This window comes from Marinobacter sp. SS5-14b, assembly GCF_030541005.1.
In the GTDB taxonomy this organism is placed as follows: Bacteria; Pseudomonadota; Gammaproteobacteria; order Pseudomonadales; family Oleiphilaceae; genus Marinobacter.
This window is the reverse complement of sequence record NZ_JASSVM010000002.1, coordinates 714,499-733,084: the sequence shown is the minus strand read 5'-3', so window position 1 is coordinate 733,084 and position 18,586 is coordinate 714,499. Positions and strand designations below refer to the sequence as shown.

19 protein-coding genes are annotated in these 18,586 nt (G+C 56.6%); 8 read left to right on the top strand and 11 right to left on the bottom strand.

The features are described from left to right. Nucleotide 1 precedes the first annotated feature (1 nt). On the top strand, nucleotides 2–871 hold the full coding sequence (locus tag QPL95_RS07330; protein ID WP_303290332.1) for an NAD-dependent epimerase/dehydratase family protein: 870 nt from the start codon (nucleotides 2–4) through the stop codon (nucleotides 869–871). Here the strand turns inward: QPL95_RS07330 and QPL95_RS07325 are convergent. The 4 genes from QPL95_RS07325 to gmk form a co-directional block, all read right to left on the bottom strand. Beyond that, nucleotides 864–1,250 carry a RidA family protein gene (locus QPL95_RS07325; protein ID WP_303290331.1) on the bottom strand — a complete coding sequence of 129 codons (387 nt, stop codon included), beginning with the start codon at nucleotides 1,248–1,250 and terminating at the stop codon, nucleotides 864–866. The genes QPL95_RS07330 and QPL95_RS07325 overlap by 8 nt on opposite strands. A gap of 78 nt (nucleotides 1,251–1,328) precedes the next feature. Continuing rightward, nucleotides 1,329–3,470: a bifunctional (p)ppGpp synthetase/guanosine-3',5'-bis(diphosphate) 3'-pyrophosphohydrolase gene (locus QPL95_RS07320; protein ID WP_303290330.1), complete on the bottom strand. Its 2,142-nt coding sequence runs from the start codon at nucleotides 3,468–3,470 to the stop codon at nucleotides 1,329–1,331. A 175-nt stretch (nucleotides 3,471–3,645) separates the two neighbouring features. After that, nucleotides 3,646–3,858 carry a DNA-directed RNA polymerase subunit omega gene (rpoZ, locus tag QPL95_RS07315; RefSeq protein WP_303290329.1) on the bottom strand — a complete coding sequence of 71 codons (213 nt, stop codon included), beginning with the start codon at nucleotides 3,856–3,858 and terminating at the stop codon, nucleotides 3,646–3,648. A 110-nt stretch (nucleotides 3,859–3,968) separates the two neighbouring features. After that, nucleotides 3,969–4,601, bottom strand: coding sequence for a guanylate kinase (gene gmk, locus QPL95_RS07310; RefSeq protein WP_303290328.1), 633 nt, complete (start codon nucleotides 4,599–4,601; stop codon nucleotides 3,969–3,971). Between the two features lie 147 nt (nucleotides 4,602–4,748). Between gmk and QPL95_RS07305 the strand changes: the two genes are divergently transcribed. Next, complete coding sequence (locus tag QPL95_RS07305; protein WP_303290327.1) at nucleotides 4,749–5,627, top strand: universal stress protein; 879 nt, start codon at nucleotides 4,749–4,751, stop codon at nucleotides 5,625–5,627. A gap of 46 nt (nucleotides 5,628–5,673) precedes the next feature. On the opposite strand, the gene QPL95_RS07300 is transcribed toward QPL95_RS07305, so the two are convergent. Then, the gene (locus tag QPL95_RS07300; RefSeq protein WP_303290326.1) at nucleotides 5,674–6,543 is read right to left on the bottom strand and encodes a YicC/YloC family endoribonuclease; all 870 of its coding nucleotides are present in this window, start codon (nucleotides 6,541–6,543) and stop codon (nucleotides 5,674–5,676) included. 183 nt (nucleotides 6,544–6,726) lie between these two features. Here QPL95_RS07300 and rph point away from each other — a divergent pair, with 183 nt between their 5' ends. Continuing rightward, the gene (gene rph, locus QPL95_RS07295) at nucleotides 6,727–7,443 is read left to right on the top strand and encodes a ribonuclease PH (RefSeq protein ID WP_303290325.1); all 717 of its coding nucleotides are present in this window, start codon (nucleotides 6,727–6,729) and stop codon (nucleotides 7,441–7,443) included. 158 nt (nucleotides 7,444–7,601) lie between these two features. On the opposite strand, the gene QPL95_RS07290 is transcribed toward rph, so the two are convergent. Further along, a complete protein-coding gene (locus QPL95_RS07290; RefSeq protein ID WP_303290324.1) occupies nucleotides 7,602–8,408 on the bottom strand; it encodes an exodeoxyribonuclease III in 807 nt (268 codons plus the stop codon). Between the two features lie 81 nt (nucleotides 8,409–8,489). On the opposite strand from QPL95_RS07290, the gene pyrE reads away from it, so the two are divergent. Next, entirely contained in the window at nucleotides 8,490–9,128 is a 639-nt protein-coding gene (gene pyrE, locus QPL95_RS07285) for an orotate phosphoribosyltransferase (RefSeq protein ID WP_303290323.1), read from the top strand. A gap of 3 nt (nucleotides 9,129–9,131) precedes the next feature. Beyond that, entirely contained in the window at nucleotides 9,132–9,785 is a 654-nt protein-coding gene (locus tag QPL95_RS07280) for a DUF4124 domain-containing protein (protein WP_303290322.1), read from the top strand. 73 nt (nucleotides 9,786–9,858) lie between these two features. Here QPL95_RS07280 and QPL95_RS07275 read toward each other — a convergent pair whose 3' ends face one another. After that, nucleotides 9,859–10,269, bottom strand: a complete 411-nt coding sequence (locus QPL95_RS07275; RefSeq protein ID WP_303290321.1) for a hypothetical protein — start codon at nucleotides 10,267–10,269, stop codon at nucleotides 9,859–9,861. A gap of 387 nt (nucleotides 10,270–10,656) precedes the next feature. Here QPL95_RS07275 and QPL95_RS07270 point away from each other — a divergent pair, with 387 nt between their 5' ends. After that, a complete protein-coding gene (locus tag QPL95_RS07270; RefSeq protein WP_303290320.1) occupies nucleotides 10,657–11,103 on the top strand; it encodes a fibronectin type III domain-containing protein in 447 nt (148 codons plus the stop codon). Nucleotides 11,104–11,127: 24 nt separating this feature from the next. On the opposite strand, the gene QPL95_RS07265 is transcribed toward QPL95_RS07270, so the two are convergent. Further along, nucleotides 11,128–11,466, bottom strand: coding sequence for a DUF2782 domain-containing protein (locus tag QPL95_RS07265; RefSeq protein ID WP_303290319.1), 339 nt, complete (start codon nucleotides 11,464–11,466; stop codon nucleotides 11,128–11,130). Nucleotides 11,467–11,553: 87 nt separating this feature from the next. Here QPL95_RS07265 and polA point away from each other — a divergent pair, with 87 nt between their 5' ends. Both polA and QPL95_RS07255 read left to right on the top strand, forming a co-directional pair. Next, entirely contained in the window at nucleotides 11,554–14,310 is a 2,757-nt protein-coding gene (polA, locus tag QPL95_RS07260) for a DNA polymerase I (protein WP_303290318.1), read from the top strand. A gap of 86 nt (nucleotides 14,311–14,396) precedes the next feature. Then, nucleotides 14,397–14,762, top strand: a complete 366-nt coding sequence (locus tag QPL95_RS07255; RefSeq protein WP_303290317.1) for a hypothetical protein — start codon at nucleotides 14,397–14,399, stop codon at nucleotides 14,760–14,762. Between the two features lie 37 nt (nucleotides 14,763–14,799). Here the strand turns inward: QPL95_RS07255 and QPL95_RS07250 are convergent, their stop codons facing one another. The 3 genes from QPL95_RS07250 to QPL95_RS07240 form a co-directional block, all read right to left on the bottom strand. Further along, a complete protein-coding gene (locus QPL95_RS07250; RefSeq protein WP_303290316.1) occupies nucleotides 14,800–16,230 on the bottom strand; it encodes an OmpP1/FadL family transporter in 1,431 nt (476 codons plus the stop codon). Nucleotides 16,231–16,381: 151 nt separating this feature from the next. Next, nucleotides 16,382–17,503 carry a PilT/PilU family type 4a pilus ATPase gene (locus QPL95_RS07245; RefSeq protein WP_303290315.1) on the bottom strand — a complete coding sequence of 374 codons (1,122 nt, stop codon included), beginning with the start codon at nucleotides 17,501–17,503 and terminating at the stop codon, nucleotides 16,382–16,384. A gap of 37 nt (nucleotides 17,504–17,540) precedes the next feature. After that, nucleotides 17,541–18,575, bottom strand: coding sequence for a type IV pilus twitching motility protein PilT (locus tag QPL95_RS07240; protein WP_303290314.1), 1,035 nt, complete (start codon nucleotides 18,573–18,575; stop codon nucleotides 17,541–17,543). Nucleotides 18,576–18,586 lie beyond the last annotated feature (11 nt).

The window sequence follows — 18,586 nt, the reverse complement described above, 5'->3', positions numbered from 1 at the left end:
TATGGCAATGACGAAGCACAAGCAATTGACGCGAATTCTGGTGGCCGGCTGCGGCAAACTCGGCGGAGACATTGCCAGGGAGCTTTCCGGCACCGGGCAGGTGTTCGGGCTGCGCCGCAATCCAGACAAGGTTCCAGAAGGTATAACCGGGATCGGCGCTGACCTCACTCGGCCCGAAACCCTGCAGGGCAAACTCCCGGAAAACCTCGACATCGTCATTTACTGCCTGACGCCATCCAGTTATGACGAGCAGGGTTACCACGATGCCTATGTGACCGGATTACAGAATTTGCTGGACGCGATCGGGGACAAACCTCTTACCCGCCTGTTTTTTATCAGCAGCACCAGCGTATACGCCCAGAACGACGACAGCTGGGTGGACGAAACCAGCCAGACCAACCCGGACAGGTTTACCGGCAAACAGATTCTTTTGGGTGAACAAACGGCGATTAACAGCCTGCACCCCGCAACCGTTGTGCGGTTCAGTGGCATCTACGGGCCCACGCGGCAACGCTTTCTGGAAGAAGTTCTCGAAGGCCGGATGAACCCGCAACCACCGGCCCCTTTCAGCAACCGGATTCATGAACAGGACGCCGCCAGAGCCGTGGCGTATCTGAGCGAGCAGGCACTGAGCGGCAAGGCTCTGGAGAATCTGTATATTGCCAGTGACTGCGAGCCGGTGAGGCTGGATGACGTGGTTGAGTGGGTTCGGCAACAGGTGCCGTGCAAAGCTCCGGTGGAGGGCGCACGCAAGGGCGGCAGAGCAGGAAGCAAGCGGTGCAATAATGAGCGTTTACGGGCGAGCGGGTTCGAGTTCCGGTACCCCGACTATCGGGCAGGGTACCGGGAAATGATCAAGGGCCTTAGCTGAGCACCATGACGGCTTCCATTTCCACCGGAACCCCTTTCGGAAGCGCGGCCACACCGACGGCGGCGCGAGCCGGATAGGGTTCCTGAAAGTAAGTCGCCATCACTTCGTTGACGGTGGCGAAATTGGCCAGGTCGGTCATGTAAATGTTCAGCTTTACAATATCCTTCAATTCACCACCGGCCGCCTCACAAACCGCCTTCAGGTTTTCAAACACCTGACGGGTTTTGGCTGCGAAGTCGCCCGCCACCACTTCCATGGTTGCCGGGTCCAGCGGAATCTGGCCAGACAGATACACGGTATCTCCGGCTTTCACTGCCTGGGAGTATGTGCCGATCGCCTGTGGGGCGTTTTCGGTCTGGATGACAGATTTGTTGCTCATGACCTGTAATTTCCTCTCGTGCAAAACGCCAATCGTCACCCTTCACCGTGGCCACTGTCAACCACGCGAAGGTCGCAATCAGTGGCGAACACGGCTTATGTGGGTTACCGCACGAATGTTCCGCACACGCCGCATCACACGGGCCAGGTGCCGCCGGCCATGGACATGCACAACCAGACTGACGATGCCGAATTTCGCATTCTGATCCTCAACGTTGATCCGCTCGATGTTGCCATCGGCCACGGCTACCGCGTTGGCCACTTCGGCAATAACACCGCGCTGGCGTTCAAGCTCGACTCGCAACTCCACTGAAAACTCGTCGGTAATATCCTTGGCCCATTTGAGATGGGTTAACCGGGCCCTGCCTTCGTCATCTTCGGGCAGCCGCGAGCAAGTATCAGAATGAATGACCATGCCATTACCGGAATCCATAACACCCACCACCGGGTCGCCGGGGATGGGTTTGCAGCAAGAGGCAAAGCGCAGCAACAGGCCTTCGGTTCCTCGGATCGTAACCGGGCCTGGCTGGTCTGCCCGCTGGCTCTCAAGGCTCACCGGCGCTTCCGCGCCGTCATTTCCGGTAATCAGCTGGCGGGCAACCAGGTAAGCCATCCGATTGCCAAGGCCAATGTCGCTGATCAGATCATCAAAACTGTTCACCTGGTTATGGTTCACCACCGCCTGCTTCTGTGCATCGCTGATGTCCGCCAGCCTGGCGCCGAAGCCCTTGAGGGATTTCTTGAGCAGCGCGCGGCCTAACTCCAGAGACTCAGCCCGCTTACGGGTTTTCAGAACGTGCCGGATGCTGCTGCGAGCCTTACCGGTGGTCACAAAACTGAGCCAGGCCGGATTAGGCCGGGCACCGGGCGCAGTGATCACTTCCACAGTCTGGCCACTTTGCAGCGGCTGACTGAGCGAGGCCAGGTTGCGGTTAATGCGACAGGCTACCGTGGCATTGCCAATATCCGTGTGGATAGCATAGGCGAAATCAACCGGGGTAGCACCGCTGGGCAACTCCATAATCCGCCCTTTGGGTGTGAACACATAGATTTCATCCGGGAACAGATCAACTTTTACGTTCTCGATAAACTCCATGGAGTCATCAGCCCGCTCCCGCATTTCCATCAGCCCTTTCACCCAGCGGTCTACTCTGGACTGATTGATGTTAGTGGCACCCGGCTCCTCGTGCTTGTACATCCAATGGGCCGCAATGCCGTTGTTGGCGATGTGCTCCATTTCTTCCGTGCGGATCTGGATTTCGATATTCACATGCATACCAAACAAAGTGGTGTGCAGAGACTGATAGCCATTAGCCTTGGGCATGGCAATGTAGTCTTTGAAACGCCCGGGCAGCGGCTTGTAAAGGCTGTGAACGGCGCCAAGAATGCGGTAACAGTCGTCTTCGGTGTCGGTGATGATACGGAACGCGTAAACGTCCATGATTTCATGGAAGGACTTCTGTTTGAACTTCATCTTGTTGTAAATGGAGTTCAGATGCTTTTCACGGCCCAGAATGCGCCCGGGCAGACCGCGCTCCTCCAATTTTTCCTGGAGCTTCCCACGAATGTCACCGATGATTTCCCGGTGGCTGCCCCGCAGTTTTTCGACCGCCTTGGAGATGTATTTCGACCGCATCGGGTACAACGAGGAGAACCCCAGATCCTCCAGCTCTGTGGAGATAGAGTGCATGCCTAACCGATTGGCGATGGGGGCATAGATATCAAGGGTTTCAGTGGCGATGCGCTGGCGCTTTTCATAGGGCATGGGGCCCAGAGTACGCATGTTGTGCAGGCGGTCTGCCAGCTTCACCAGGATAACGCGAATGTCCTTGGCCATAGCCAGGGTCATTTTCTGAAAGTTTTCGGCCTGTGCTTCGGCCCTGGAACGGAACTCAATCTGGGTGAGCTTCGACACGCCGTCCACCAGTTCAGCGACGTCTTCACCAAACTGCTCTGACAGGGCATCCTTGGCAATGCCGGTGTCTTCAATAACGTCGTGCAGCATGGCGGCCATCAAGCTTTGGTGGTCCAACCGCAGATCCGCAAGAATGTGGGCTACCGCCAGCGGATGAGTGATGTAGCGATCGCCACTTTTGCGCATTTGCCCCTCATGGGCTTGCTCAGCGTAATAGTAGGCCCTTCGCACCTGATTGATGCGACTGGTATCCAGATATGAACTGAGCTCTTTGGCCAGCTCTTCTACCGTTGCCTCTACCGACACCGCGCCTCCACAACATTCTGTTTACCAGGGACAAAAAAAGCCCGAATGCATGCATCCGGGCTCTTCCTTGTCGTTCCGGCTGGTTTCTATAGTGACACTATAAAACCGCAGAGACAGATTTCAATGTTTCTCAACCGCAAACAGGTGATTCTACGAACACCTGCCGCATGCCGCTTTACTCGTCGTCGTCTTCGGTGAGCAAGCTACGGGAAACCTTGCCTTCGGCAATTTCGCGCAAAGCGATAACCGTTGGCTTGTCGTTCTCTTCCGGCACCATCGGCTCAGCACCCTTGGTGGCGATCTGGCGCGCGCGCTTGGTAGCCAGCATAACCAGCTGGAATCGGTTATCTACGTGTTCCAGACAATCTTCAACGGTAACTCGTGCCATTATCTTCCCCGAAAAAATAACAAGTGCTTATACAAGACCGCGTAGTTTACTGCTCACGGCTCAATTTGTATACAGTGGAAACGATCGTCGAAAGGATGTGCCGGCAACCGCTAGCCCTGTGACGACAATCCCGCAAGCAAGCTTCCGTGCCGCACTTGCTGAACCGCCATCTTCAGCCGATGGCTGCGCACAATTGCCAACAGATCCACCAGGGCATCCTGGAAGTCGTCGTTTACCACCAGGTAATCAAATTCCACAGCGTGGCGGCACTCTTCTTCCGCTTCAGCCAGACGGCGCTCCACCACGTCCGCGGCATCGGTACCCCGCCCTACAAGGCGTTGGCGCAGCACGTCCGCTGACGGCGGCACGATGAAGATACTGACGCATTCCGGCAGCAAACGTCGAACCTGCTCGGCACCCTGCCAGTCAATTTCCAAAATGACATCCTGCCCTTTGGCCAGGGTGTCACGCACCCACACCTGAGATGTGCCGTAGTAATTGCCGAAAACATCGGCGTGCTCCAGAAAATCACCCTGACCGATCATCGCCTCGAATTCGTCACGGCTGACGAAGTGGTAGTTCACGCCGTCATGTTCCCCTTCGCGCATGGGGCGGGTGGTGTGAGACACCGACACACCCAATTTCGAATCCTGACGGAGCATTTCCGACACAAGGCTGGTTTTACCCGCTCCCGAGGGCGCGGAAATCACAAACAGGGTACCCTGCCCACCGGCCTGACTCATGCTTCATGCCTCCTGAACGGCGATTTACGACCACTGACGCGGCCAGAAAGCGGCAAATTATACGGGGTTTGACTTATCTCCGCATCCCGACCGGATTCCAGCTGATACTATTGAGTGAAATACCCCGAGAACGAACGGATCAAGAACATGGAAAAACTGCTGATCATCATGGACCCCACACAGAAAAACCAGGTAGCCCTGGCCCGGGGCGCGGATCTGGCCCGGGCCACCGGTGCCAGCCTGGAAGTTGTGGCGTTTGTGCATGAGTATCTGGACGCCCTGCCGGCAGACCCGGTAGTCCAGAACACCGCCAAAGAAGCGTTGATTGAGCACCGGCAGAAATGGCTGGAGCAGATGCTGGCACTGGCTGACTACGGCGACCTGACCGTCAGCGCACAGACAGTATGGGAAAAGCAGATTCACCTGTGGATTATTGCCCGCTGCCAACGGGAGAACATCAGTGCGGTGGTGAAAACCGGCAACCGGTCGGAAACCTTTCTGTACACGCCCACCGACTGGCACCTGATCCGCGAATGCCCGGCCCCGGTGATGCTGGTCGCAGACCACAAGTGGAACAAGGCGCGCCCGGTACTTGCCGCCGTCGACCTCAGTTCAGACAAACCAGTGAAAAAAGCTCTGAACAACCACATTATTGACCGCGCCTGGCACCTGGCCAAGGCCATGGGCACCGAGCTGCACCTGGTCCATGCCCTGCATACGTCGGTAGTGCTGGCCGACCTGGACATCATCGACCCCGTCGCTCATGCCCGCAAACGGGAACAAGCCCTGAAACCGAGGATTGAACACCTGCGCAACACCTGGCACCTGACGCCGGAGCAAATACACATCGTCTCCGGCCCAGCCCAGAAGGTAATTCCCAGCGTGGCCAACAAGATCAAGGCCGACATGGTGGTGATTGGTACCACTGGCAAAACCGGCCTGACCGCACGGGTCATTGGCAATACCGCGGAGAAAGTGCTTATTCACTTGCGGACGGATTTGCTGGCGATCAAACCGGCGGAATAACCGGTGGGCATCCTACGGGGCAGGCCAGCCTGCCCCGAGCTCTGCGTTACTCAAGATTCTGCACCTGCTCCCGCATCTGCTCGATCAACACCTTCAGATCCACCGCAATGCGGGTTACTGCGGCATCGATGCTCTTGCTGCTGAGGGTGTTGGCCTCACGGTTCAGCTCCTGCATCAGGAAATCCAGGCGCCGCCCGATGGCATCGTCGTTCTTCAAGGTATCGGTGACCTCACTGACGTGGGCATCCAGCCGATCCAGCTCCTCCGCCACATCACTTTTCTGGGCCAGCATCACCATTTCCTGGGCAACACGTTCCGGATCCAGTTCCACGTTCGCCTTCTCGAAACGGTCTTTCAGATTCTGCTCCTGCGCCGCCAGCAGATTCGGCATTTTCTCACGCACCTCCGCCACCAGCTTGGCCATGGTGGTCAGACGATCCTCGAATAGCGGTCTAAGGCGCTCCCCTTCCCGCTCGCGCACACTCATCAGCTCAGCCACCGTGTCTGCAAACAGGTCCGCCGCCGCATCTTTCGCCGCGCTATAATCCTTTTCCGGCAGAGACAGCACGCCCGGCCAGCGCAAAATATCCAGAGCATTGATGTGGGCCGGGTTATCCAGCATGCGGTTGATATGATTTGCCGCCTCGTTCACTGCCCTGGCCATCTCATCACTGATTTCAAAGCTCTGAACCTCATTCTCAGTCGACTGCAGGCGCATGGAGATATCAACCTTGCCCCGCTTCAGCCCCTGCGAGCGCAACTCCTCCCGAAACCTGTTTTCCAGCTCACGGAAAGCCTCCGGCAGCCTGAACGATGGCTCCAGATAGCGGTGATTCACGGTACGAATCTCACAGGTGAGAGTACCCCAGTCACCACGGGTGTCTTTGCGGGCAAAAGCAGTCATGCTGCGGATCATACTGGCTCCAATACGGGTCAATGATTGCTTAAGTCTAACAGGCTCCCGCCCCGAGCGGCGAACCCGACCAAAGATGAAAGACCAGCCGCCGCCCCCTTGCCTCACCGTGCTATACTCGCCGACCTTTCAACGATACCGACCGGCGCCACGCCGGACACTCACCATTCACAAACAGGACACACTATGCGACCCAGCGGCAGAACGCCCGAGCAACCCAGAGACGTCCGGATCACCCGCAACTACACTCGCCACGCCGAAGGCTCGGTACTGGTTGAGTTTGGCGACACCAAAGTGATCTGTACCGCCTCCGTGGAAAACAAAGTACCGCCTTTCCTGCGCGGCGAAGGCAAAGGCTGGATCACCGCCGAATACGGCATGCTGCCCCGCTCCACCGGCAGCCGCATGGGCCGAGAAGCCGCCCGCGGTAAACAAGGTGGCCGCACCGTAGAAATCCAGCGCCTGATCGGCCGTTCCCTTCGGGCAGCCGTCGATATGCAAGCCCTGGGCGAGCACACCATCACCATCGACTGCGACGTCATTCAGGCCGATGGCGGCACTCGCACCGCAGCCATCACTGGCGGCTGCGTAGCACTGGTTGATGCACTGAACCACCTGGTTGCTACCAAGCGCCTGAAAAAATCACCGCTGAAGCAGATGGTGGCGGCAATCTCCGTGGGCGTTTACAAGGGCACTCCGGTCGCCGATCTGGACTACCCGGAAGACTCCGAAGCCGAAACCGACATGAACGTGATCATGACCGATCAGGGCGGCTTCATCGAGATTCAGGGAACGGCAGAAGGTGCGCCGTTTGAGCAGTCCGAGCTGGACAGTATGCTGGCACTGGCACGGCAGGCGATTGATCAGTTGTTTGAAATTCAGAAAGAAGCTCTGGCTTCCTGATCATTTAAGATCGGCGCCCGCGGGCCCGGAGGGGGAAACCTTTCCGGGACACGCTACAAGCACATCCCTGTGCGCTCGACTCCGGCCGTCCCTGGCCGGAGACGGTCCCGGAAAGGTTTCCCCCTCCGGGCCCACTACGTCACACTATGCCATCAGGCTCAGATGCCAATCTCGATATCGTAATCCATGATCACCGGAGCGTGATCAGAAAAGCGGGTATCGTCGTCAATCCAGCCATCGCGGATGGCTTTACGAATACCCGGCGTCAGCAAGTGGTAATCCACCCGAATACCCGCCTTCTTGCGAGAACCTTCGGTCTGCTCCGGCCACCAGGTGAACTGACTGCTTTGCTTGTTGATCTCGCGGAACGCATCCACGCAACCCATCTCATCAAACAAACGGTCCAACCAGGCACGTTCGTGCGGCAGGAAGCCAGAAAAGTCGGTCTTATGGTATAGCGGGCTGGCATCTGTTACGTGGTGAGCCGTCTGCAGGTTCGCACAGACAATAAACTGGCGGCGCTTACGCAACGTCTTCTGCATGTGAACGCCAAACGCTTCCATGAATTCGTCCTTGTGATCAAGAACGGTCAGATCGTCCTCGCCAACAAGCTCTTCCTCGCGACCGAGCGCACACGGGGCCAACACACAGGCCACAGACACCTTGTCGAAATCCGCCTGAATAAAGCGACCTTCGCGGTCAGCCTGCTCATTGGCAAAACCGTACATAATCGCTTTTGGGAAATGACGGGTATAAATACCCACTCCACCATGCTCATTCAGCTCACCGTCGATAAAGTAAGCCTCATAACCTTCCGGAATCAGATTTTTATCTTCAACCTCATAAGCGCGCATACGGTGATCCTGCACGCACACCACGTCTGCATCCTGCTCCGCCAGCCACTCGAAAAAGCCCTTTTCAACAGCCTGCTCCAGACCATTGACGCTGATTGATACTACGCGCATACGTGTTCCCTGATTCGGTTTGTGTGTATGATACCGTTTTTACGCTTTAATTAAAGATCAAACCCCGCCAGAAGCCTTGTCATGCACGACTATCAGCAAAAATTTATCGAGTTTGCCATCCAGCGGAATGTTCTGCGTTTTGGAGAATTCACACTCAAATCCGGGCGCACCAGTCCGTACTTTTTCAATGCCGGACTGTTCAACACCGGAGACGACCTGTTGCAGTTAAGCAGGGCCTACGCCGCCGCGATAGAACGCAGTGGTCTGGATTATGACATTATTTTCGGACCCGCCTATAAGGGCATTCCGTTGGCCACGGTCACCGCCATGGCCCTTGCAACAGACGGTAACAGCAAACCATTTGCCTTTAATCGAAAAGAAAAGAAAGATCATGGCGAGGGTGGCAACATCGTTGGCGCCCCGCTAGAGGGTAAGGTGTTGATTGTTGATGATGTCATCACCGCCGGCACCGCCATCCGGGAATCCATTAACATAATCCGTGGTGCCGGAGCCGAGCCGGCCGGCGTGCTGATCGCCCTGGATCGCCAGGAAAAAGGCAATGGCGAACTTTCAGCCATTCAGGAAGTCGAACAGGAGTTCAACATTCCCGTGGTGAGCATCATTCGCCTTGAACAGGTACTGGACTACCTGAAGTCCAACCCGGAGTTTGCTGGCCACGCGGAGAACGTAGCCAACTATCGGGACCGCTACGGAGTCTGATAAATGCCACATCGCCTGACCATTTCTCCGGTTGTCGCAGGGCTTGCCGGCCTCGGCCTGCTTGTTTCAGCCAGCGTACAGGCCGGCATGTATCGTTACACGGATGACAACGGCCAGCTGGTAATCAGCAATACCATTCCGCAAGAAGCCACCAAGCGTGGCTACGACATTCTCGGCAACAATGGCCGGGTGGTAGAAACGATCCCACCGGCACCGACCGCCGAGGAGCTGGCTGCCCGTGAAGCAGAAAAGGAACGGCTCAAACAACTGGAACGCCAGGCAGAGCAGGATCGGCAATTACTGAAACGTTACAGCCATCCAGACCAGGCCGTCCGTGCCATGTATCGAAAAATTCGGGAGATGGAAGGCCTTATCCAGCTCAAGCGCGGGAACATTTCAGTTATTTCAAGCCAGCTCGACAGCGAACAAAGCCGTGCAGCGGATTTGGAACGTGCCGGCCGAGACATTCCGGAGTCCACCCTTGAAAAGATCCGAAGGCTGGAGTCACAAATACGGGATATCGAACGGGAAATATCCGCTCAACGACAAGACATTGATGCCATAACGAAAGGCTTCGTGGAAGATATCGAGCGCCTGGAAGAGATCACCGATTCAGAACGAACCCTTCCCCTGAATCCCGCCTCAGAAAATCAGTAACAACAGCGCACACAAAAAAAGAGCGCTTACAGTGAAGCGCCCTTTTTACATCTACCGGCTGCCCTGGAAGTGATCAGGCAGAAGCAGTTTCCTGCTTGGCAGGTGCTTTACGTGCAGGCTTGCGCGCCGGCTTCTTGGCAGCTACCGCCTTCTTTGCGTCTTGAGCGGCATCAGACACGTCGTCAGCGAGCTCAGAAACGGCATCAGCGCCTTCAGCAGCTTCTTTTTCAAGCTTGGCAACCAGCTCAGCGGCAAAGTTGCCGAAACGGCTGTTCAGGCTGCGCAGCTGGCCAAACAGGTTTTCGGAATAGCCGTTGTAGCGCTTGCGCAGAGTTTTGACGCTGTATTCGCGAGCTTCTGCTTCAAGCTTTTCAGCGTACTCAAAAGGCTTTGCTGCCAGTTTCTTCTGCTGCTCTTCAGCGGCATCGATACCCTTCGCAACGATATCCTGAAGTTGTTCCTGGTAGGATTTCAGCTTACCCATGATAAATCTCCTTGGTTTGTCGTTTCTTTGCGGCCCTGGTTCCGGAGTCATTCCGGTGGCCTTTGGTAACTTTCATGATCCAAGGTACGGGTAAAAATTAGAATGTTCATACTAAAAGAACTGCTTCGGGTTTTACGGATAATTCACTTGAACGCATTTCGTCGGCTGGCATAATCGCAAGCTGATTTTTCAAGCCCGTCTCCCGGTATTATTCAGGCTTCATACGCACAAACCAGAGGGCCACCTACAGGCCCCGAATGCGAGTGAACCATGAGCTTCCCCAGACTTCGTGCACGACACAAATCCTTGCGCGCGCTGCCAGCGCTTGCCTTCGTTTTGACTGCTTTGACCATGGCAGGTTGTCAGGAGGACACCCGAGCTTCAAAAATGGACGCCCAACGCGCCTCCCAGGTGGCAGATTCCAGGCTAAAGCAGGCTCAAAGCAATCTGCTGGCAACGTTCGAAAAACCGGCTACTGCGGATTCAGGGCAAGCTGCAACTCAGCCTGCACAGAACGCTGACAGCCCCGCTTATCGCGCACCGGCAGATCAGGAGCGCATCGCCGACGCACCGCCAAAGACACTGGTGTGGAGCGCCCCGCTAACCCGCGAAGACGGCTCGTCTCTGGCCCCCGGGCAGATTGCCGAATACCGGATTTATTACCGGCTTAAGTATAGAGACAGCTTCGATGTGATTGCCCTCAAGGACGCAGGCATAACACGTTACGTTCTCGACGCCATGCCTCCCGGTGCCTATGAGTTTTCCATTACGACAGTCGATGTGGAAGGGCTGGAAAGCCGCCGTTCCGATCCGGTCGAGATTAACCTGATCTGAACGGCAGGGTGAGAGGCGGCCCACTTACCAGCGAAAAATGACCCAGCTGGGGACCAGCAGATCAGAGTCGGTATCCTGGACCCAGCCACCACCATCGGCTGGCACCAGGTAGTACTCCGGGCCCACCTCCGGCACCACTTTGATTTCCATCAGCTGGCCATTCACCCGGTATTCATAGAACACTTCCTTGTCACCCGGGCGAATGACAATTTCCGGCCCACCCTCTGGCGCCTGATAATCCGAAATCACCACCGGCGCCTGCGGGGTAACCACTGGAGCAGCATCCAAAGCCCCGTCATCCTGGGCTAACAGGGGCGTAGACAAACAGCCCAGCAGCAGGGCAGAACAGGCGATTCGTTTCATTTTCGTGGTACCCTTCAAGTCACTTTTATACTGACAGATTTGCACAAGCCAACCCACGCTTCAATCAGAATCCGGACCTGTTTTGACATGACTGACAAAAAAGCCCCACCCGTGGTCCTGGTAGATGGATCATCCTACCTGTTCCGTGCCTACCACGCGCTGCCACCCCTGACCACCAGCAAGAACCACCCCACCGGCGCCATCAAAGGTGTAATCAGCATGCTGCGCCGGCTGGATCAGGACTTTCCGGGCTCTAAAGTGGTGGTGGTATTCGACGCCAAGGGCAAAACCTTCCGTCATGACATGTACGAGGAGTACAAGGCCAACCGGCCCCCCATGCCGGAAGACCTGGCCATGCAGATTGATCCGATTCACCAGATCGTTCGCGCCATGGGTCTGCCGCTGTTAATCGTGCCCGGCGTGGAGGCCGACGATGTCATCGGCACCCTGGCCCATGAGGCAACCAGCAAGGGCATCGACGTGGTGGTGTCGACTGGCGACAAGGACATGGCTCAACTGGTGAGCGATCACGTTACCCTGATCAACACCATGACGGAAACCGCCATGGACCGGGATGGCGTATTTGAAAAGTTTGGTGTGAAGCCGGAGCAGATCATCGACTACCTGGCTCTGGTAGGTGACAAGGTGGACAACATTCCGGGCGTGAACAAGTGCGGCCCGAAAACCGCCGTGAAATGGCTCGAGACCTACAACAACCTGGACAACCTGATCGAGCACGCCGCTGAGATCAAAGGCAAGATCGGCGAATACCTGCGGGATGCCACCGACACCCTGCCCCTGAGCCGGGAACTGGCCACCATCCGCCTGGACGTCGATCTGGATTTTGGCCTGGAAGATCTGCAGGAGCGTGAACAAAACGATGCATCGCTGCTTGAACTGTTCCGCGAATACGAATTCCGCGGCTGGATCAACGAACTGGAGAATGCAGGCTCCCATCAGAGTAAACCAGCGGCTGACGGCGCCGCAGCCGATTCCGCAGGGCCCGCCCTGCAGAGCACGCCCGAAGCCCCAAACAAAGAATACTCCGTCATCACAGATCAGGCCGAGCTGGATCAATGGCTGAAGCGCCTGAGTGCCGCCGACCGGTTTGCCTTCGACACCGAAACCACCAGCCTGCGCTACATGGATGCGGAGATCGTTGGCGTCTCCTTCGCCATCGAACCCGGCAAAGCGGCCTACGTACCGCTCGGCCATGATTACATGGGCGCCCCCGACCAGCTTGACCGGGACGACGTGTTAAGCCAGCTCAAACCGCTACTGGAAGACCCAAAGCTGAACAAGATCGGCCAGAACCTGAAGTACGACAAAAACGTGCTGGCCAACCACGGCATTCACCTCGAAGGCATCGCTGACGACACCATGGTGGAGTCCTACGTGCTCAATTCGGTAGCCACCCGCCACGACATGGACAGCCTGGCCCGGGAGTATCTTGGCGAGCAGACCATCACGTTTGAATCCATCGCCGGCAAGGGCGCCAAGCAGCTCACCTTCAACCAGATTGATCTGGAAAAAGCGGGCCCCTACGCCGCCGAAGACGCCGACATCACCCTGCGCCTGCATCAGGCCCTGAGCCCGAGGCTGAAAGAAACCGGCAAACTGGAATCCGTGTACCGGGACATCGATCTACCCCTGGTGCCCGTGCTGTCTCACATGGAACAGCGAGGCACCCTGATCAGCGCCAGCACCCTGCGCCAGCACAGCCAGGAACTTGCCGAGCGCATGGCGGAGCTGGAGAAGGAAGCCCACGAAGTAGCCGGCGAAAGCTTCAACTTAGGGTCTACCAAGCAGCTGCAGGCGATTCTGTACGACAAGTTCGGCCTGCGGGTGATCAAGAAAACCCCCAAGGGCGCGCCATCCACCGCCGAGCCGGTATTGCAGGAACTGGCCCACGAGCACGAACTGCCCCGGCTGATTGTGGAACACCGCAGCCTGAGCAAGCTCAAATCGACTTACACCGACACCCTGCCGGAACTGATTCATCATCGGACCGGCCGGGTGCACACGTCGTATCATCAGGCAGTCACCGCCACCGGCCGGCTGTCGTCCTCTGAGCCGAACCTGCAAAACATCCCCATCCGTACCCCCGAGGGCCGTCGTATTCGTCAGGCGTTTATTGCGCCGAAGGGCTACAAACTGCTCGCGGCGGATTACTCCCAGATTGAGCTCAGGATCATGGCACACCTGTCTGGCGACAAGGGCCTGCTGAAAGCGTTTGAGCATGGTGAGGACATCCACAAAGCCACGGCAGCCGAAGTCTTTGGCGTGAGCCTGATCGAAGTCAGCTCCGACCAACGCCGCAGCGCCAAGGCCATCAACTTCGGCCTGATCTATGGCATGTCGGCCTTCGGCCTGGCCCGCCAGCTGGGCGTAGAAAGAAAAGTCGCCCAGGAGTACATCGACCGTTATTTCGAGCGCTACCCGGGCGTACTCAAATACATGGACAACATCCGCAAGCAGGCCCACGACGACGGCTACGTGGAAACGCTGTTTGGCCGCCGCCTTTACCTGCCGGAAATCAACGCCCGCAACAAGCAGATGCAGCAGGCCGCCGAGCGCACCGCCATCAACGCGCCCATGCAGGGAACCGCTGCAGACATCATTAAGCGGGCAATGATTGACGTGGACCAGTGGCTGCAAGCCGAGCACCATGATGACGCATGCATGACCATGCAAGTGCACGACGAACTGATCATTGAAGTGCAGGAAGATGCCGTAGACAAGGTGCGCGAGGGACTGGTGAAACGTATGTCGGCCGCGGCAAAGCTGGACGTACCACTGCTGGTAGAAGCCGGCGTGGGCGATAACTGGGACCAGGCCCACTAACCTGGCGCTCGCATGGCATAAAAGCTGCACCGGCCCCAGGGTCCGGGGTAACACCCGATGCAGTGACATCCATGCGAGGCCTTTCCATGAATTCCGTAACGAGTGAACGCAACTGGTTGTTTGACCCCTCCTTGTTGAAGCTGGTGCACCAGTGCCGGCGCCTGATTCAGTCCGAGTTCGGAGTAAAGCTTCATCTCAATGAAGCCGGGCTGGAGCATCACCTGGCCGACTACGCCGGCAAAACCCGCTCAACGCACCTGGTCCATACCTGGGAAGCACTTAAGCAACGAGTACCGGAACTGAACACGAAGCATGAAGAAAGCCCTGCACCAAGAATGTACCGGGGGCAACCTATCTTTGAGGATGTGAGCAAAAGAGGAGAGGATACTGCGCAGCCTGAACCCTGCTCCCGGCAGAAGAAAGTGATCTACCGGGGGCAGGTGGTGGGCTGATTTCGAAGGGAATCAGCCCAAGGCTGGGTTCAGCACATTAGAAAGCCTTGCTGAACTCAATGGCGGCGCTCCAGGCACTCAGATCGTATTCGGCCTGGTAATTGGACGCACCGGAAGCCGGATCTTTAGTGGCAGGAGCGTCGTGGAGATACTGGTATTCGTCAACCTTGGCATCATCTGCAAAGATCAGCGTGCCAATAGCCGCGTCAATCGTCCAACCACTCTGCGCATCTTTCCATTGAGTTCCCAGGGCCAGCCAATGGCGATCCTCTGAGGGAATCCGCGCAGTAACGTATTGATCAACTGGCGATTCATCAAAGGCATAACCGGCCTTGACGGCCCATTCTGGTGTTGCCTGCCAGATACCACCAAGGTTGAACTGCCAGGTATTTTTCCATTCTTCAGTAATGTGGGTGATCGGGTCGCCAACCATTCCTGAGATCTGGCCGCCACCACCTTCACGGCTATTGATATCAAGCTCTTCAAAGCGACTCCAACGAGCGTAAGTCGCACCGGCCAGGAGGGTCACGTCACCTGTTAACTGGTGGCGAAGGCCGAGGGTAGCGCTCTCGGGAATGGCCAAAGGAACCTCTACGCGTTCATTTAGCGTGACTGGGCTTATACCAAGAGGGGGTTGCCCGGTAGCAACTGGGTAACCTGAAAGCTCGATATCGCCTTTCAAATTAAATTCGGTACCAGTCTGACCCGTAAAGCCGATCTGGGTTTCCTCCGACAACTCGTACAGAAAACCGACCCGAAAATTAACGGCAACATCATCACCTTCTATGTCTGCATAAGGTGCTCCGAACGCGGCCTCATACTGACTGGCGGCCTGGCCCGCAGCCTGTGGCGACAACCCTTGCTGCACAAGGCCAAGACGGATATCTTGATACTTCGTCAGGCGCCCTTCAGCATACATAATATTCAGAGCCACCCCCATCGAGAGGCCCTTCCCATTATTTACGGAGACTGCGGGCGTAAATGAAATCGCTGTCAGCTCAGTCTTGTCAGCAAAATAGCGCCCCACAAAGTCATCTTCATAGTCCGCAGCCAGCCCATATGGGGCATGAATACCAAAGCCGACGTCGATGGAATCGTTGATCTCGTGAGTAAGATAAAAATTCGGGAGTACCGCTGGATCAGCAATATCCCCTCCGGATGACCCTGTTACAGCGCCTCCGAGCTGATTGCGTGCTGATGCACCGTCTTTCGCCTCAGCATCAATATCCAGAACCGCCGCACCAAACGAAATATTGGTGCCAGACAACTGGCTCATACCCGCAGGGTTGAACAGCACAGTGGTGGCATTTTCAGGGTTGGCAGCAGCACCTGCGTTGGCAACGCCCATCTGGCTGGCGCTCTGCTCGTTCAGTGAGAAACCACCGGCCATTACGCTGGCGGGCGCGGCAACGGCGGCCAGGGTTGCAAGGCGGATGGCTTTTACGAGTGCGTTGGTATTCTTGTGCATGGTGTCTCCTTTTAGTTTCGCGCGGAGTATACGCAGCACAGGGTAGCGGCCTCAAATGCTATACCTACCTATTCGCCAGGCTAATCATTTACGACTTTCGTCTTAACCAAAAAAAAGCCCCTGATCGGGGCTTTTTTAACGGGCAAATAACTCAATCGTCCTGAATGGTGAGCTTGTCGACCGAAGACGACAACTTGTCTGCCCCCTGGGCATCCGCACCCAGTTTGATCATCAGACGCAGATCGTTCGCTGAGTCTGCATGGGCAAGCGCATCTTCATAGGTGATGGAGCCCTCAGCATAGAGCCGGTATAGCGCCTGATCAAAGGTTTGCATTCCGGACTCATTAGATTTGGCCATCAACTCTTTGAGCTTGTGGACTTCGGCCTTGCGAATCAGGTCCGCCACCAGCGGTGTATTAATCAAAACTTCGATAACCGCTTTCCGGCCTTTACCGTCCGGTGTGGGCACCAGCTGTTGGGCCACAATGGCTTTCAGGTTGAGAGACAAGTCCATCCAGATCTGGTTGTGCTGCTCCGGCGGGAAGAACTGGATGATCCGGTCCAGCGCCTGGTTGGCGTTGTTCGCGTGCAAGGTGGCCAGACACAGGTGGCCGGTTTCCGCGAACTGCACCGAATACTCCATGGTCTGGCGGGTACGCACCTCACCAATCAGGATGACATCGGGCGCCTGGCGAAGCGTATTCTTCAAGGCGACCTCGAAGTTTTCGGTATCGATCCCCACTTCGCGCTGGGTCACGATACAGCCCTGGTGCTGATGCACGAATTCGATAGGGTCTTCGATGGAAATGATGTGCCCGCGGCTGTTCCGGTTTCGGTGGCCAAGCATGGCCGCCAGCGAGGTGGACTTACCGGTGCCGGTGGCACCCACAAACATGATCAGGCCGCGCTTTGTCATCGCCAGGTCTTTCACGATTTCAGGCAAGGACAGGTCGTCGATCTGGGGAATTTTCACTTCAATGCGACGTAACACCATGCCGCACAGGTTGCGCTGGAAGAAAGCACTTACCCGGAAACGACCTATGCCGCGTGCGCTGATGGCGAAGTTACACTCGTGCGTCTCTTCAAATTCAGCGCGCTGCTTCTCGTTCATGGCGCCGTAGACGAACTCTCGTGTCTGCTCCGGCGTCAGGGCATTCTTGGTGACGGGCAGCACTTTGCCGTTCACTTTCATGCTCGGCGGCACACCTGCAGTGATAAACAGGTCGGAGCCCCCTTTTTCCACCATCAGCCGCAACAGTTTTTCGAATTCCATGTATCTACCTACTCATCAACGTGTGGTGCCAACCAACCTAGAAGTTATCCGGCATTTTGGCTTTGGCCCGGGCTGCATCGCGGGAGATCAGGCCCTTTTGAAGCAAGCGCTCCAGGCACTGATCAAGCGTCTGCATACCAAGAGACCCACCGGTCTGGATCGACGAGTACATCTGGGCAATCTTGTCTTCCCGGATCAGGTTACGGATGGCCGCCGTACCAATCATGATCTCGTGAGCCGCGATGCGGCCGCCGCCCATTTTCTTCATCAGCGTCTGGGAGATAACCGCCTGCAAGGATTCCGACAACATGGAACGAACCATGGATTTTTCTTCAGCCGGGAACACGTCAACCACCCGGTCAATGGTTTTGGCGGCGGAGGTGGTGTGCAGAGTGCCGAATACCAGGTGGCCGGTTTCCGCCGCGGTCAGTGCCAGGCGGATGGTTTCCAGATCCCGCAACTCACCCACCAGGATGATGTCCGGATCTTCCCGAAGCGCTGAGCGAAGCGCCTCGTTGAAGCCGAGGGTGTCCCGGTGCACTTCGCGCTGGTTGACCAGGCACTTTTTGGATTCGTGGACGAATTCGATGGGGTCTTCGATGGTCAGCACGTGCTCGTAGCGGGTATCGTTGATGTAGTCGATCATCGCCGCCAGGGTTGTGGACTTACCGGAACCTGTTGGCCCGGTCACCAGCACAAGCCCACGGGGAACCGAAGATACATCCTTGAAAACCTGGCCCATGCCCAGATCTTCCATGGTCAGTACTTTCGAAGGGATGGTACGGAAAACCGCGCCGGCGCCACGATTCTGATTGAAGGCGTTCACCCGGAAACGGGCAACACCGGGCACTTCGAAAGAGAAGTCGGTTTCGAGGAATTCTTCGTAATCCTTGCGCTGCTTGTCGTTCATGATGTCGTAAATCAGCCCGTGCACTTCTTTGTGCTCCATGGGCGGAAGGTTGATACGGCGCACATCGCCGTCAACACGAATCATCGGTGGCAGGCCAGCAGACAGGTGCAAATCCGACGCACCCTGTTTGGCCGAAAAGGCAAGCAGTTCAGTAATATCCATAGGATTCCTCG

Excerpts from the sequence above, each read along its gene's own strand:
- QPL95_RS07290 (WP_303290324.1), bottom strand. The coding sequence starts at position 8,408 with ATGCGCGTAGTATCAATCAGCGTCAATGGTCTGGAGCAGGCTGTTGAA.
- QPL95_RS07275 (WP_303290321.1), bottom strand. The coding sequence starts at position 10,269 with ATGGGTAAGCTGAAATCCTACCAGGAACAACTTCAGGATATCGTTGCG.
- QPL95_RS07325 (WP_303290331.1), bottom strand. The coding sequence starts at position 1,250 with ATGAGCAACAAATCTGTCATCCAGACCGAAAACGCCCCACAGGCGATC.
- QPL95_RS07240 (WP_303290314.1), bottom strand. The coding sequence starts at position 18,575 with ATGGATATTACTGAACTGCTTGCCTTTTCGGCCAAACAGGGTGCGTCG.
- pyrE (WP_303290323.1), top strand. The coding sequence starts at position 8,490 with ATGCACGACTATCAGCAAAAATTTATCGAGTTTGCCATCCAGCGGAAT.
- QPL95_RS07270 (WP_303290320.1), top strand. The coding sequence starts at position 10,657 with ATGGACGCCCAACGCGCCTCCCAGGTGGCAGATTCCAGGCTAAAGCAG.
- polA (WP_303290318.1), top strand. The coding sequence starts at position 11,554 with ATGACTGACAAAAAAGCCCCACCCGTGGTCCTGGTAGATGGATCATCC.
- QPL95_RS07250 (WP_303290316.1), bottom strand. The coding sequence starts at position 16,230 with ATGCACAAGAATACCAACGCACTCGTAAAAGCCATCCGCCTTGCAACC.
- QPL95_RS07300 (WP_303290326.1), bottom strand. The coding sequence starts at position 6,543 with ATGATCCGCAGCATGACTGCTTTTGCCCGCAAAGACACCCGTGGTGAC.
- QPL95_RS07245 (WP_303290315.1), bottom strand. The coding sequence starts at position 17,503 with ATGGAATTCGAAAAACTGTTGCGGCTGATGGTGGAAAAAGGGGGCTCC.
- gmk (WP_303290328.1), bottom strand. The coding sequence starts at position 4,601 with ATGAGTCAGGCCGGTGGGCAGGGTACCCTGTTTGTGATTTCCGCGCCC.
- rpoZ (WP_303290329.1), bottom strand. The coding sequence starts at position 3,858 with ATGGCACGAGTTACCGTTGAAGATTGTCTGGAACACGTAGATAACCGA.
- QPL95_RS07305 (WP_303290327.1), top strand. The coding sequence starts at position 4,749 with ATGGAAAAACTGCTGATCATCATGGACCCCACACAGAAAAACCAGGTA.
- rph (WP_303290325.1), top strand. The coding sequence starts at position 6,727 with ATGCGACCCAGCGGCAGAACGCCCGAGCAACCCAGAGACGTCCGGATC.
- QPL95_RS07265 (WP_303290319.1), bottom strand. The coding sequence starts at position 11,466 with ATGAAACGAATCGCCTGTTCTGCCCTGCTGCTGGGCTGTTTGTCTACG.
- QPL95_RS07255 (WP_303290317.1), top strand. The coding sequence starts at position 14,397 with ATGAATTCCGTAACGAGTGAACGCAACTGGTTGTTTGACCCCTCCTTG.
- QPL95_RS07330 (WP_303290332.1), top strand. The coding sequence starts at position 2 with ATGGCAATGACGAAGCACAAGCAATTGACGCGAATTCTGGTGGCCGGC.
- QPL95_RS07280 (WP_303290322.1), top strand. The coding sequence starts at position 9,132 with ATGCCACATCGCCTGACCATTTCTCCGGTTGTCGCAGGGCTTGCCGGC.